General features: G+C 42.6%; 9 protein-coding genes. 5 read left to right on the top strand and 4 right to left on the bottom strand.

The features are described from left to right. The first annotated feature begins 1 nt into the window (after window position 1). The 4 genes from BMW86_RS31925 (at window position 2) to BMW86_RS31910 (ending at window position 8,546) form a co-directional block, all read left to right on the top strand. Window positions 2-2,686, top strand: a complete 2,685-nt coding sequence (locus BMW86_RS31925) for a hypothetical protein (RefSeq protein WP_089787968.1) — start codon at window positions 2-4, stop codon at window positions 2,684-2,686. Further along, complete coding sequence (locus tag BMW86_RS31920; RefSeq protein WP_089787966.1) at window positions 2,683-5,235, top strand: contractile injection system tape measure protein; 2,553 nt, start codon at window positions 2,683-2,685, stop codon at window positions 5,233-5,235. Before BMW86_RS31925 ends, BMW86_RS31920 begins: the two co-directional genes overlap by 4 nt. Next, the gene (locus tag BMW86_RS31915) at window positions 5,220-6,566 is read left to right on the top strand and encodes an ATP-binding protein (protein ID WP_089787964.1); all 1,347 of its coding nucleotides are present in this window, start codon (window positions 5,220-5,222) and stop codon (window positions 6,564-6,566) included. Before BMW86_RS31920 ends, BMW86_RS31915 begins: the two co-directional genes overlap by 16 nt. A 354-nt stretch (window positions 6,567-6,920) precedes the next feature. Continuing rightward, entirely contained in the window at window positions 6,921-8,546 is a 1,626-nt protein-coding gene (locus tag BMW86_RS31910; protein ID WP_255373055.1) for a L,D-transpeptidase family protein, read from the top strand. Between the two features lie 72 nt (window positions 8,547-8,618). Here the strand turns inward: BMW86_RS31910 and BMW86_RS31905 are convergent, their stop codons facing one another. The 4 genes from BMW86_RS31905 to BMW86_RS31890 all read right to left on the bottom strand — a co-directional run bounded on the left by BMW86_RS31905 (window position 8,619) and on the right by BMW86_RS31890 (window position 13,445). Continuing rightward, window positions 8,619-9,296 carry a murein L,D-transpeptidase catalytic domain family protein gene (locus BMW86_RS31905; protein ID WP_255373054.1) on the bottom strand — a complete coding sequence of 226 codons (678 nt, stop codon included), beginning with the start codon at window positions 9,294-9,296 and terminating at the stop codon, window positions 8,619-8,621. 330 nt (window positions 9,297-9,626) lie between these two features. Beyond that, a complete protein-coding gene (locus tag BMW86_RS31900; RefSeq protein ID WP_089787960.1) occupies window positions 9,627-10,673 on the bottom strand; it encodes an agmatine deiminase family protein in 1,047 nt (348 codons plus the stop codon). Continuing rightward, the gene (locus BMW86_RS31895; protein ID WP_089787958.1) at window positions 10,673-11,548 is read right to left on the bottom strand and encodes a carbon-nitrogen hydrolase; all 876 of its coding nucleotides are present in this window, start codon (window positions 11,546-11,548) and stop codon (window positions 10,673-10,675) included. The genes BMW86_RS31900 and BMW86_RS31895 overlap by 1 nt, the downstream gene beginning before the upstream one ends. Window positions 11,549-11,600: 52 nt before the next feature. Further along, on the bottom strand, window positions 11,601-13,445 hold the full coding sequence (locus BMW86_RS31890; protein ID WP_089787956.1) for an LA_2272 family surface repeat-containing protein: 1,845 nt from the start codon (window positions 13,443-13,445) through the stop codon (window positions 11,601-11,603). Between the two features lie 104 nt (window positions 13,446-13,549). Between BMW86_RS31890 and BMW86_RS31885 the strand changes: the two genes are divergently transcribed. After that, window positions 13,550-14,611, top strand: coding sequence for a DUF5074 domain-containing protein (locus BMW86_RS31885; RefSeq protein WP_089787954.1), 1,062 nt, complete (start codon window positions 13,550-13,552; stop codon window positions 14,609-14,611). The last annotated feature ends 149 nt before the right edge of the window (window positions 14,612-14,760 follow it).

Raw genomic sequence — 14,760 nt, 5'->3', positions numbered from 1 at the left:
TATGGCAAAGGAGCCGATACAGATTTCAAGAGATAAGGAAAGGAATATTACCCTGGATGCCGAAAGGCTTCGGGCCAGGGGATTGGCTATTATACAGGAATTATCCGGTCATGTATGGACGGATTATAACCTGCATGATCCGGGTGTAACGATGCTGGAACAGCTGTGTTATGCCATTACGGATCTGGCTTATAAAACAGATTTCCCTATAGAGGAAATACTGGCAAATGAGAGAGGGCAGATCAATCCTGGTGCACATTCTTTCTTTAATAAAGCAGAGATACTTAGTACAAGGCCGGTAACAGTCAAAGATTATTGTAAGCTGATATTAGACCAGGTATCGGAAGTAGAGAACATCTGGATTGAAGCAGTATCACCTGTGTATACAGCAGGTGCCAGTAAAGGTATTTACCGTGTAATGGTACAACCCTCTGATACACTTTCCGAAGGTCCGGAGAAACTGATCTCAGATGTACGTAATTGCCTGTTGCGAAACAGGAACCTGGGAGAGAATTTTGAAGAAATCATCGTATTAACTCCACAACATATTTCTGTAAAAACAGAGATACTGGTAGATGGTCATCAGAATATACAGGAAACCGTTGCCTATATCTGCAACGCTATTGAACATGTTATCCATCCACCCGTAAGATTTTTATCAGAAGCCGAGTTATTGGTACTGGGTTATTCCACAGAAGATATTTATACCGGTCCTTTACCAGGCCGTGGTTTTATACCGGACAGTGATTTACAGAAGAGGGCCAGCCTGATAGACCCCGCAGATCTTGTAAAAGCTATTTCAATGATCACTGGCGTGTTACAGGTGAAGTTCCTGTACATTGGTTCTGATGGTAGTGATTACTCCAACAAGCCATTAGAGATCCTTCCCGGGCATTATCCTTATATCAATATTGAGGATCATAAAAATGATATCGGTATTTATAGCGACCAGTTTGAACATTATGCCAAAGATGGTGTATTCTGGAATACCTATCAACGCATCAGGGAAGTAAAGAAAAGACATTATACAGGGCAACAGCGCGGACTGGCAGATACCAGTCTGAAAGCGTCTTACCGCAATATATCTCAGTACTATTCATTACAAAATTATTTTCCGGGTATTTACGGTACTGGAGAGGAAGGTATTGCTGAAAGTGAGCCTGCTGTACGTAAAGCGCAGGTAAAGCAGTTAAAGGCATACCTGTTATTCTTTGAACAGTTACTCACCAATTACCTGGCACAGCTGGGGAATATGGAATCATTCTTTGCAGCAGATGGTACCGCGACTTACTTCGCACAGGGATTATTTGATGTACCAAGAGTAGCACCTTTGCTGCGCGATACATATGTACAAGCATTGACGAATGCAGTCGAAAGTGAGGCCACCTTTGACGAAAGAAAGAACAAGATATTAGATCATTTATTGGCCAGGTTCAACATTGTGCTGATAAAATATCCGGTAACGCTGTATGATAAATTATATGGCGGAACGAATGTGATCAGCTGGAAAGCGGATATCCTGCAACATTTGCCTACAGTAGCATCCGGCAGGGTACAATCATTTAATTACTTAGATGATTTTGCACAGAGTGGCATTGTATCCGGGTATCAGCAATGGTTAGGAAAACTGCTGCATATCAATAATAATAACAGTCAGCCGTTAACTGCTGTTTTTAAACAGGAACATGTGGCCATGAAAGTAAATCCGCATGTACATGCTCCTGTAACAAAAGAGTTACACATGGGCGGAGAGAAATTCTGGATGACAGATAATGTGCCCGATGATGAACAGTATTTCTTTGGGCATCAGCCTATCTCTATATTAAAGTATGGTGTGGATGCCAATAACTATCGTGTGGTAGCAGATAACGGTGAAGATCATTACCTGGTATTATACAAAGAACCCACACAAAATACATGGCAGGCAGTAGCAAAACATCAGCAGAAATCTGCGGCGGTAAATGCACAGCATGATATGATTAAACATCTGCGGCAGCTGAGCATTTCTTCGGAAGGTTTTTATGTTGTAGAGCATACTTTATTAAAACCCCTGTTTAAAACAGCAGCCTTCGGTTTTAATATTAAAGGAGCAGGAGATCAGCTGCTGCTGGAACAACGTTACTACATGACGTTTGAGGAACGGGAAAAAATCATGGCCGCTTTAATGGAGAATAACTGGCAGGAATTATCCTATGAAGAGATGTTTAACCAGATCTCCACCTGGTGCAGGGTGTATGCCTATAACGATGGCATATCCACACCGGTGACCACGGTTGATTTTTCCCAGCCTGCACATCGTGAGGCCGCAGAGCAGGCAATGTATAACCTGGCCTTGAACATTGAGCAGTTACAGAAAAAGAAAACGCTGTATTATCCGCGTATAGAGTATACTATTAAAATGGCGAACGGTAAACTGCTGCCGGAATCTTTCTTCAAATTCAGCCTGACGATCGTGTTTCCTTCCTGGCCTGCCAGGTTCCAGTATACGGAGTTCAGGAATTTTGCAGAGGAACTGATAAGGGAGAATACGCCTGCGCATTATAACATCCGTTTCAAATGGCTGGGTGTGGCAGCAATGCATACTTTTGAAGACAGTTATTATCCGTGGATAGAAGGGCTGAAAGACTACTTTACAGGTGGTTTACCTGTGATTGCTACAGACAGGCTTATTGATCTCATTGCGTGAATTTAATCCGTAAATATACATTTGATCTCCATTTTACGGAGAGGGAGCTGGCGACTGCCTTGCAGGATACGATCAGCCGGATATTTAATGCCAGTATAGCCGGCGACATGGAAACACTCTTAGACCGTTTATTATCCTCTTCAGAAAGCCTGTGGCTGGATACACTGGAGCTGGACCTTGGGGTGATCGCTTATGATAACATTGAACGGGATCTCAGCCGGTCTGTTATGGAAGCCCTGGAAGAAGCGCTGAAGGATAAACTGGTAAGAAAAGAAGAGGAAGAATCCGGCAGCCTTTATTTCCAGACGGAAACAGACAGGGAATTTGCGTTGATAGCCCATTACCTGCAAACAGGTACTTTACCCTGGTGGGCATCTGATGTAATACTGGAAGATGTTATTTTAAGGCTGATTAAAGACTCCCGCTTTGCCCGTTTCATGCTGGACATTGCAAAGCCGGATTATGTGGTAAAGAGGATCGTGTATCATTTTTCTGCTTATGTGGTAGAGCAGATCATTACAGCATTGGAAGAAGAACAGGCTGCCTTTATTTTCGGTTATACAAAAGAAGTGATTGCATTGCAAAGCAGGCAATCTGTTATAAAAACGGAACAGAGCGAATTTGAGAAGGCCGTCTGGATGTTTGTACTCACTTACCTTGTTACAGAGAATAGCGGTCAGTTTAACAGGAAACAATTCATACGCAGGAACCTGGAAAGGCTTGCCCTGCATTTCAATATAGATTACGAGCTGTTGTTAAATACTTTCCGGCAGGCAATGGACTTTTATAAAAAGGATATTCCTGTAGGCTCTTTTACTTCCTTCATCAGGATTTTATATGAGGAGAATGGTACGCAATTATTGCAGGAAGTATATCAGGAGTTATTAAATAATGATCAGTCCTTACCAGGTAAAATAAGTTACCAGGAAGTACCGGGAGAACCCGTGAACGTATTCGTGCCGGGGATTACCCGTTTATCTCCTGATATCCCTTTACCATTATCCTGGATAGGATACGACAGTATTACCATACAATCAGAAAGACAGGAAGTATGGCAGCAGGCTATTAACCTGTTTACGATATTCATTACGGGGCAGCAGCTACCTTACTGGTTTGCCGGATTATCCGAAGCCAGGCAGGCTATATTGCTGCGGCAGGCAGTGATATTACTTTTCCGGAAACGCCCTATGTTACTCGCGGAGTTATGGGAACACGGCAGTTATAAAATAAATGCAAGGCTGTATGTACATCAGCTGTTTGAGAAACCGGTTTCTCCGCTGGAAGAAAATATCAGGAAGCAGTTACAGGCCTATGCAGAAAGAGATACCATTACATTTTTCCAGCAGAACCTGGGAGATACGTTTATACAGTACCGTGAAAACTTCCTGGAGATATGGCAACAGTATCATGACAGGCCACCGTCTGAAAGACTGGCTTTTTACCGGAAGATATTATCAGCAACAGTGGTGGTGCAACAGGTAGCTTTAAATTTACCGGAAGATGAATTCTGGATACTGATGGAAGATGTACCTTCTTTATGGGATAATCATACGATTGCTGCTTTACAGCAATGGCAGCAGCTGATGGAAGGCATGCTGGCAGATAACCTGGAGCGGGAACGTGTGCGGTTATTATTCCGGCAGTTTAACCTGCAATGGTTAGCCGGGAAAGTACATGTAACAGATACCGTGACTTATGTGAGGGAATGGCTGGTGTTTTTAAATAATTTTAATGAATCTGCCACAAGGAGATTACTAAGCGTCATGGCAAATAGTGCCGCAATAGATACCAGGCCGTTCATGCATATACAGGCAGTGATACCTGTGATGGTTGAGCAGGCCGTGATATTGGTAAAAACCAGTAGCGCAGTGGAGATATCCGCAGTAAAGCCCGTTGGAAATCCCCGTTTATCTTCACAGCAACCTTCCCGCAGAGCCGATAATCAATTGATATTACCCGCGGATGTATTACGTCTGAGACAGGAAGAGTTCATACAAAAGAACTATCCCCGCAAAACGCCCAAACCAATTGCTACCTCTGAACAGGAAGGCATATACGTGAATAATGCCGGGCTGGTATTATTACATCCTTTCTTTCATACCTATTTTACGCGACTGCAATTAATTACCAACGGTAAGTTTAATGATACGGTGGCACAGCAACGCGCTATCCATTTATTACAACTACTGGTATATGGCAATTCGGAACAACTGGAACATGCCCTTGTCTTAAATAAGATCCTTTGTAATTTCCCGATGGAAATACCTCTGGAACCTATACAGTTTACAGAAGATGAAAAGCAGTTATCATTACAACTGATAGGCGCAGCTACCCAGCAATGGGAAAAGATGAAGAATACCAGTGTGGAAGGTTTCCGTGCATCATTCCTGCAAAGGGATGGGGTGTTATGGCAAACGGATGGAGCCTGGTACCTGAAGGTGAGGTCGCGCAGTTATGATATTATACTACAAACACTCCCATGGAGTATGGGCATGATCAAGCCTTCCTGGGCAGATAAAATACTTTATACAGAATGGATATTCAGTTAGCAGAGGCGAATGCAGCGGCGCTGGGCCGTGAAACGGAATGGTTCCGGCAGGTACTGGACCTGCGGATGAAAAATTACTTTGAGCAGCAGGGCCCCCCTGTAGCTGATCCCGTTGCCCCAGACTTAACAAAGGACCCTTCCGTATATGCACAGATCATCAGGCATTACAATATGAATGCTTCTGAGAGGCTGGTATTACAATTAGCCATTTTGCCTCATATACGCCCGCAATTGCTCGATCTTTTTTATATCAAGAACAGTACCTACGACCGGGGATTTACCGAATTTGGGGGTATTAAGGGGCAACAACACGGAGGTTTCCTGCCTACAGGAGAAACGGCCGCTTTTTTAACTGCCTGTAATAACCTGGCTTTACGTTTTCAGCTGATGCAGATGTTTGGTCCGGACCATTTCTTTGCCAAACACCAGATCCTGAAACTGGTGACTGCCCATGCTGATGAACCACTGTTAAGCGGGGCTTTGCAGATGACCCCGGAATACCTCAGTTATTTTACCCTGGGAACAGCGCATAAACCGGATCATAATCCAACCTTTCCTGCCAAACGCATAGAAACAGGGCTGGGCTGGGAAGACCTTGTATTGGATGCGCATACCATGTCAGAAGTGGAAGAGATCCGTACCTGGGTGGAGCATGGCAATACGCTGATGAAAGAGTGGGGGATGGAACGTAAAATCAAAGCCGGTTACCGGGGATTGTTCTACGGCCCTCCCGGAACAGGTAAGTCGCTTACCGCCTGTTTGCTGGGTAAAACCTTTCAGATGGATGTATACAGGATAGACCTTTCTATGATCGTTTCCAAATACATCGGTGAAACAGAAAAGAACCTGGCGGGTGTCTTTGACCAGGCAGCCAATAAGAACTGGATCCTGTTCTTTGATGAAGCAGATGCACTCTTTGGCAAACGTACCAACACCAGCTCCTCTAATGACCGGTATGCTAACCAGGAAGTAGCCTACCTCCTGCAAAGAATAGAGGACTTTCCCGGACTGGTCATCCTCGCTACCAACCTGAAAGCTAATATTGATGAAGCGTTTGGACGACGTTTTCAGTCGATGGTCTATTTCCCTGTACCAGGGCCTGAGCAACGATTACGCCTCTGGCAGCAGGCTTTCCCTGTGAATGTGGATTATGAAGAGAAGCTGGTATTGGAAGACATTGCAAAGAAATATGAAATGTCCGGCGGATCGATTATTAATGTATCCAGGTATAGCTGTCTTGCTGCCTTAAAGAGAAACAGTGAAACAATTCTACTGAAAGATGTAATGACAGGCATCCGTAAAGAATTCGGTAAGGAGGGAAAAACAGTATAAGTTTTTGATGTTGCTTAGTTAAGCTCCGTTAGGAGCGCCGTGTTTGTAGCAAAAATTAATCTTCTATTTAATAGACTCCGTAGGAGTCCCCCTGAATCGTAAACATTAGGGGACTCCTACGGAGTCTGTGTTTTGTTGTTTAATACGTTGTCTACAAACACGAGGCTCCTAGCGGAGCCTATTATGTTTTGTTACAAAGAATACGGAGTTCAACTTAACAATATTGTATAACATATAATCATTATCTGGCAAAATAATACCCATTCTGCGGAATAAGAGTAGCCGGGAATGTTCGGATTTCATGAAAGATAAGCCTGTGCTGGCATAGGCATGTCTTTTGTAAAGTCTGTTAGTATGAAGTATTTAATGATCTTATTGTTCGCTGTGGTTACAATAACCATTGGCTGTAAGCAGCATAAAAAAGAAGCAGGTTATAATGAAAACGAGCAAAGCACAGAAGTTGCCGTTACTCCCAGAAATACCAACATCACTACAGGCAATGCCTATAATAATCTCTTCCTGGATACCGCAGCGGTAGAGAAATTCATCACTCAACAGAAACTAAACGATACTATTGCCAACAGGCTGCGTAGCTTTTACAATGCCCGTAATTTCGAATTCGCCTGGTTTGATACCAATGGCTTAAATGAACAGGCGTATGGCTTCCGTAGCTTATACGATTATAGTGTGGATACCAGTGAAAATAATAAGTCGCTGGAATACCGTCTTAATGCTTTAATGACCGGAGACCTGGATTCCAGTATCTCTGCCAGAGATGCCAATATCGTTAAAACAGAATTACAATTATCACAACGTTTCATTGCTTATTTCAGAGATGCACATCAGGATGATGATAACTGGGTGAAGGATATGGAGCAATTCGTTCCTGCACAAAAGAATGAAGTATTAAAACTGGCGGATGCTGAGTTATCCAACAAAAACAAACAGCACACGTCGTCACGTAATATATATGGGTCCCTGTTAACTCAGTTAAAAACATATACAGACTTTGCTAAAAAAGGTGGATGGGATAGCATTCCTGTTGAAAAGAAGAAATACAAAGCAGGAGATAATTCCCCGGTAATAGCTGCTGTGAAAAGACGTTTACAGATAACAGGAGAATTGTCCGATAAAGATAGTACTGAGGTGTTTACAGACGCATTCGGAGAAGCCCTGAAAACATTTGAAGCTACTCACGGACATACACCAAAAGGTGTCCTCAACGATTCTTTAATCAAAGAAATGAATGTACCAGCCATACGTTTGGTGCAAACATTACTGATCAATATAGAAAGAATGCGCTGGATGCCTGTAGAACCGGAAGGAAGGCTGATTATGGTAAATATACCGGAGTTTATGCTGCATGTATATAACGGCAGCAAGAAGGAATTCGACATGGCTGTAGTAGTAGGAAAAGAAGGTAAAAGTACGACCATGTTTTCCGGTAATCTCAACCAGGTAGTATTCAGTCCTTACTGGAATTTACCTAATAGTATTGTGAGAGAAGAAGTGTTGAAATCAATGAGCCGTAATAAGAATTACCTGGCACAGAAACATATGGAAGTAATCGGACAAAGAAATGGTTTACCTGTTATCAGGCAATTACCAGGGAAGGATAATCCCTTAGGTCGTGTGAAGTTCTTATTCCCTAATAGTTTTAATATTTATTTCCACGATACCAATCAGAAGGATTTATTTAACCGTGATCAAAGAGCTTACAGTCATGGTTGTATCCGTATCAGTGATCCTGTAAAAATGGCTAATTATATCCTTTCAGATAATGCAAACTGGACACCTGAAAAGATTGACAGTGCAATGAATAGTGGTAAGGAAAAGTATGTGAGAGTGAAAGAACCCGTGCCGGTGCTGATCATGTATTACACCACTTTTGTAGATGAAGAAGGGCATTTACATTTCTTACATGATATCTATGATCATGATGCAAGCATGATCCCGAAGATGTTCTCTGATCCCCAATAATTGGGTGCAGGGCAAAGCCCATTCTTTTTTTATTGGTGGTGTGAAGCACCACCAATAAAAAAAGCTATAATGTTAAGCAACTGTAGTATCAGCTTCTAACATTTTCGAATGTGCCATATAATATTTATCAGGACTATACAGGAAAAGACAAGTACCATTCCTGATCTGCTCAATGATCATCTTATGTACCTTTTCCGGAATAGCCGGGCAACCAAGGCTGCGGCCGATATATCCCTGTAAGTTTGCTAACTTATCATTTACATAAGCAGCGCTGTGCATAACAATACCACGACTTAATGCATTATCATTAATGCCCTCTTCCTCTCCCTGTAAACGAAGGGAATAACCATGTTCACCTTTGTAGGTTTCTCCTGTTACATAAAATCCCAGGCTGCTCTTAAAACTTTCAGGAGCATTGGAAAATTCTGTAGCTACTGCGGTACCGGAATTACGACCATGTGATACCAGTGTATTAAATAACACTTTACCATTTTTAAGGTCTATCACAAAAAGTCTTTTCTTGCTGGACGGCAGGCTGAAATCTACAATAGAGATCAGATCTGTAGTGGTTAGTTTGCCTGCTGCCTGCAACCTTTCCATGCCTTTAATGGCATAGTTGAATGCTTCTTTAGTCAATCCAAGTGAATCCAGGTGAAGGTTGGCATACATCATCATAGCACTGCCTGCAGCTTTTACAGTAGGTATAAATGTAGTTCTGTTACCAACAGAAGGATCAATTGAACTGAACATGATTACGGAAAAAAGGCCGGCGGCTAAAGTTAGCTTAGTTATTTTCTTAAAGACTGGCTTCTTCATCAAAGGAATAAGTTAGGTTTTTCTGTAATAAATACCAGCCTCTTTACCCGGCTGTTTTGACTATAACTAAGGTAACACCTAAAATGCTAACAAAATGTGAAAGACTTATTTTCAAGCTCTGCCGTTAAGCTTTTTTTAACATTGCTGTGACAGATTAGGGTTGAAGCATCATAAAAAACTATCAGATAAATAAAAATCCCGGTAATCAGGGACTACCGGGACAATACGTTATATATAACTGAATTCAGTGATATTGGGCTATTTTCAGATAGCTGGCTCTTGTTGACTAAGGCAATGGAAGCTGCCCAGGCCCCAGATGATCTCTGTAGAATCTATGCCTACAACTTCCCTGTCTTTAAAACAGCCTGCAAGGATCTGTAAAGCCTTATCATCATTTTCAGAACGATAAGTGGGTACAATTACATGTTTATTGCTGATATAGAAATTCGCATAAGAAGCAGGCAGGCGCTGATCTTCAAAGATCACAGCATCCGGCATAGGTAATTCAATTACGTTTAACTGTTTACCATTTAACAGGCGCATCTGCTGTAACTGTTTCAGGTTCTGTTGCAGCAGTTCGTAATTTTCATCTCCCTTATCCCTTTCTACCACTGTTACTACAGTATCCTCATTCACGAAACGAATAGTATCATCAATGTGACCATCTGTATCATCTCCTACAATGCCTTCATCTACCCAAAGGATCTGATCTACTCCGTAGAAGTCCTGTAAATAGGTTTCCAGCTGTTCCTTATTCAGATGAGGATTGCGGTTCTCATTTAACAGGCAGCAGGCAGATGTTAACAGAGTGCCTTTACCATTGAATTCTACGGATCCTCCTTCCATGATAATACCCGGATGGTATACCGGTAATTTAAAATGGTTGGCGATTAATGTAGGGATGATATCGTCTTTATCGAAAGGCGGATACTTACCACCCCAGGCATTATAGTTCCAGTCTACAATAACCTTTTTCTTTTCTGATGGATTGATCAGGAAAGCTGGGCCGTGATCGCGGCACCAGGCATCATTGGTAGGATGCAGAAAGAATTCTACTTTATCAAGGTTCACACCTGCACTACGCAAATGGCTGATGGCAAATGCTTTCATCGCCTCATCATTTACATTGATACGTACGATCTCACTTTCCGTCAGGTATTTGATGAACTGGCAGTATTGCGGATAAATGCTGTCTATTTTACCGGGCCAGCTGGCCTCTTTATGCGGCCAGCTCAACCAGGTAGCCACATGCGGATGAAATTCGGCCGGGAAATAATATCCAAGCTGTTTAAGCGTAGGTTGTCCGTTCATTATGATTCGTCGATATATCTTTTAGTAATAGGAGCGTAGGAGTCGATTCTTCTGTCGCGCAGAAACGGCCAGTGTGTGCGGTATCTGTCTGTTAAGGCGATATCAAGTTCCTGTACATACACTTCTTCCTTTTCATGGGAAGCCTGGTACATGATGGTGCCGAATGGATTGGAAATGAAAGAGCCTCCCCAGAATTTCATGCGGCCTTCCTGTTCGAATCCTACACGGTTCACGCTTACTACATGCAGACCGTTGGCAACGGCATGACTGCGTTGCATAGTCTGCCAGGCGTTGTATTGTTCCACATTGGTAGCTTCGTCCTGTGAAGTAGCCCAGCCGATAGCGGTAGGATAGAAGAGGATTTCTGCACCCATGAGGGCCGTGATTCTGGCTGCTTCAGGATACCACTGGTCCCAGCAGATCAGTACACCGATGGTAGCGAATTTGGTTTTGAAGACTTTATAACCCAGGTCACCCGGGGTGAAGTAGAATTTCTCGTAATAAGCCGGATCGTCCGGGATATGCATTTTGCGGTATTTACCAAGGTAAGCGCCGTCTGCATCCAGTACTGCTGTGGTGTTGTGGTATAATCCCTGTGCTCTTTTTTCAAAGAGGGAGGCGATGATCACTACACCCAGTTCTGCCGCTACTTTCTGTAATGAGTCTGTAGAAGGGCCGGGAATGGGTTCTGCGAGGGAGAAATTGTCATAATTTTCCTCATCACAGAAATACAGGGACGTGAATAGTTCCTGCAGGCAAACGATCTGCGCACCTTTGGCGGCTGCTTCCCGTATCTGCTGACTGGCTTTGGCTAGATTTTCCGCTTTATCACCGGTACAGCTCATTTGCACAAAACCTACTTTTACTTTAGACATAGTATTCAATTTTAGCAATCCTCCGAAGAGGGGTGCAAAGGTATCAAATAATCTAGAAAAACCCGATGCCTGCATGCCAGCCAAACCAGCCCGAGACATTATCTCCCATCTTAAAAGCGTTGTAGCGCCCGGGCAGGGCAGCTTTATAGCCAGCTACGGGCGTAGCGGCAGCATCATGATAACTAATTGTAAAGCATGGGCCGGCAAACAAGGTAACGTTTTTAGCCAGCTTTATGTTTAACACAGGCTGAAAGCGGTTCAGGGACTCCGGATATTTCCAGTCGCCCAGGTATACCGACTGAGAGATAAATTCGGCCTCAATGCTCATTTTCTGATTAAGCCGGAAACTGTGGCCCATTCCAAACCCAAAGGAATATGCTTTTTCATTATTATTCAGGCTGGTGCCTACCATTAGAATAGTGTATAGCTTACGGTTACCCGATTTCCAGGCCAGATTAATATCCAGCGTTTCATCACTATATACATCCAGCCGGTGATAACCGTTTTTCATTACCAGATTGAATAATCCTATACTATATCCATCGGAAGAATCCGCAATGTTAACCACCCCTACCTGTACACCTTTCAGCTTTTTAGCATAGTTGAAAATACCAGATGCCTGCAGACCTTCTACGGTCCCGGTTGCAATATTCCCTATACCAGCGGCGTGAAATCCTTTAAACCCTTCGGTATAATTGACTATACCAGCTAACTGTACCCCTTCCGTGTTTCCTGTAACGAGATTGCCTATACCGGCAGCCTGAAATCCGTTAAGGTATTTAGTCTGATTAATGATCCCTCCAAACTGTGCTCCCTGGACGCTGTCTTCACTGAGATTAGCGACAGCAGCAGCCTGCATTCCCACAATGGTTCCTTTTATATGGTTCACAATACCGCCCAGTTGTACGCCTTCAAAGCTACCCCTGATCACATTACTGATTCCTGATGCCTGTAGCCCCTTCATTGAATCCAGCACATGATTATGTAAACCGGCGAATTGTACACCTTCGAATTTACCTCCCACAATATTGAATGCCCCGGCCACCTGCACATACTTCACATCCTTCTGATCAATATTGAAGATCCCTGCCATTTCAACACCGTGCAATCCTGCGGTATACCCGCCAATCATATTCAGGGAGGCCTTATTGATCACCTGTGAACCTAACTTGCCATGTGTACCTAAACTGGGTACAATAGAGTACTGGTAAGGCTGTTTAGTGAAAAACTCGCTAAGGTTCAAACTGCGTACCCGCTGACGGGAAGACAGAAAGAGACGCCCCAGCAAGGTCTGCTCCACATGAGAATACTGGCTTACATCTACGATGGATAACATGATGGGATTAGAGGGTTTGATACTGGCCTTCATCTCCTGATCATGCCCGCTGATGATAATCATGGCAGTATCCTTATAAAGGTCTTTACTGACAGTGAGCGCCGTTATCTGATCTCTTTCCCTCAGCCTGATACGGAAGAAGCCCTGCTCGTTGGTCATGGTGGATATCAGCTGCATCCGCTCGTAGATAGTGACATTGCTGACAGGTCTGCCGGTGATAGCATCTGTAATATATCCGCTTACAGAGTACCATTTTTCTTTACCTGCACGCTGCAGAATCAGCTGGTTGCCAATCTCCTTATACTGGCAGGAACCCTGGAATATCATATCCAGTATCTGTTTCACTGTTTTATGGGAAACATTGACAGTCACCAGGCTATCATCCCTGATGAAATCCTTTATATATGAAAAATGGAAATTACCCTCACTGCTAATGTTATCCAGTACAGTGGCCAGTGGCTGCCGGGTTACATTTACAGAAACGGTTTTATTTAGTATACTTTGGGCATGGCTACCGTGAACTATAAGGAGCAGCGATACAAACAGAAATAATTGCTTCAACTGAATTATTTTGAATTTTCGGCAAGATACTATAGTATTTTTCTTTTTGGATATTTAATAGTCATACAGTAGGTTTGTGCCCCATCTTCTTTAAAATTTTATATATGTATAGAAAATTACCCCAGTTGTTATTGGTTCTTTTTGTCATGATCATCACCTCCTGTAGTAAAGATGATGATGCAAATGTATTCAAAGGTAGATATGATAATGGCTTTTTCCTGATAAATGAAGGGAGCTATAACAATGTAGCGGGCAATGTACACTTTTACAGTTACACCAATGATTCTCTTTACCTGAATGCATATACTACTGAAAATCCAGGTAAAACTTTAGGTACAAATACACAGGTGCTGGAATTTGCGACCATCTTCAATAATAAATTATTTCTTGTTGTAAACCTGGGCGGACCAATAGTCCTTACAGATCCATATACACTCAAGGAAACGGCTCGCATTAACAGCTTACCCAATGGTGATATGGCACATGCCTTTGTTGGAGTGGATGCTTCCCGTGGTTTGCTGAGTACCACCGCAGGTATTTATCCTGTTGATCTTTCTGCTGTAACAGTGGGAACTAAAATAACAGGAATAAGCGAAGGTGTAGGAGATATGATCAAAGCAGGCAATTATATTTTTGTGCTCTCTGAAACGAGCGGTATCATTGCTTTAAACAGCAGTGATTATAGCATTGCTAAAACTATAGGGCCGGCAAAGACAGGTTTTGCAATTAGTAAAGATGGAGATGTATGGGCAGCTACGACTAATTCATTATTGAAAATAAACCCGGGAACACTGAAAGTAGATACGATCAATACCACCTTTGATATCTATTACAACCCCTATACTTATACAAGTGGTTCTATTGTAGCTTCCACTACAGAAAATGCCATATATGTTACTTCTGATTATAATGCAGTATATAAATATGTAGTTGGTAATAATGCATCTATTGCAACGCCGTTTATTACAATACCTGCAGATCATTTCTTTTATGGTAAGGGCATTGCCTATAATCCACAGAAGAATACACTGATGCTGAGCACTACGGATAACGTTTATGGTGGCTCCATCAATACGATGTATTCTTATAATGCATCTACAGGTGTACAGACAGGTTCATTTATTTATAATGGCAATTATTATCCTGCTATGACTGTTTTCCATTAATGTTTGTTTCATAATATTTGAGGTGCCGGTCTTTGTACCGGCACTTTTTTTATGCCCAGTAAGATAGTGTAGGATAGTTGCGCTGAGTATTTGTACTAATTTAATTTTTGTTCGCACGTTTATTGATTCATTCCATAATAGTTCCACGT

Source organism: Chitinophaga sp. YR573, assembly GCF_900110995.1.
Taxonomy (GTDB): Bacteria; Bacteroidota; Bacteroidia; order Chitinophagales; family Chitinophagaceae; genus Chitinophaga.
The sequence above is the reverse complement of the archived record's forward strand: the minus strand, read 5'-3'. Positions and strand labels throughout refer to the sequence as shown.

Coding starts and splice junctions, on each gene's coding strand:
- BMW86_RS31925 (WP_089787968.1), top strand. CDS start 2: ATGGCAAAGGAGCCGATACAGATTTCAAGAGATAAGGAAAGGAATATT.
- BMW86_RS31915 (WP_089787964.1), top strand. CDS start 5,220: ATGGATATTCAGTTAGCAGAGGCGAATGCAGCGGCGCTGGGCCGTGAA.
- BMW86_RS31910 (WP_255373055.1), top strand. CDS start 6,921: ATGAAGTATTTAATGATCTTATTGTTCGCTGTGGTTACAATAACCATT.
- BMW86_RS31905 (WP_255373054.1), bottom strand. CDS start 9,296: ATGTTCAGTTCAATTGATCCTTCTGTTGGTAACAGAACTACATTTATA.
- BMW86_RS31900 (WP_089787960.1), bottom strand. CDS start 10,673: ATGAACGGACAACCTACGCTTAAACAGCTTGGATATTATTTCCCGGCC.
- BMW86_RS31895 (WP_089787958.1), bottom strand. CDS start 11,548: ATGTCTAAAGTAAAAGTAGGTTTTGTGCAAATGAGCTGTACCGGTGAT.
- BMW86_RS31885 (WP_089787954.1), top strand. CDS start 13,550: ATGTATAGAAAATTACCCCAGTTGTTATTGGTTCTTTTTGTCATGATC.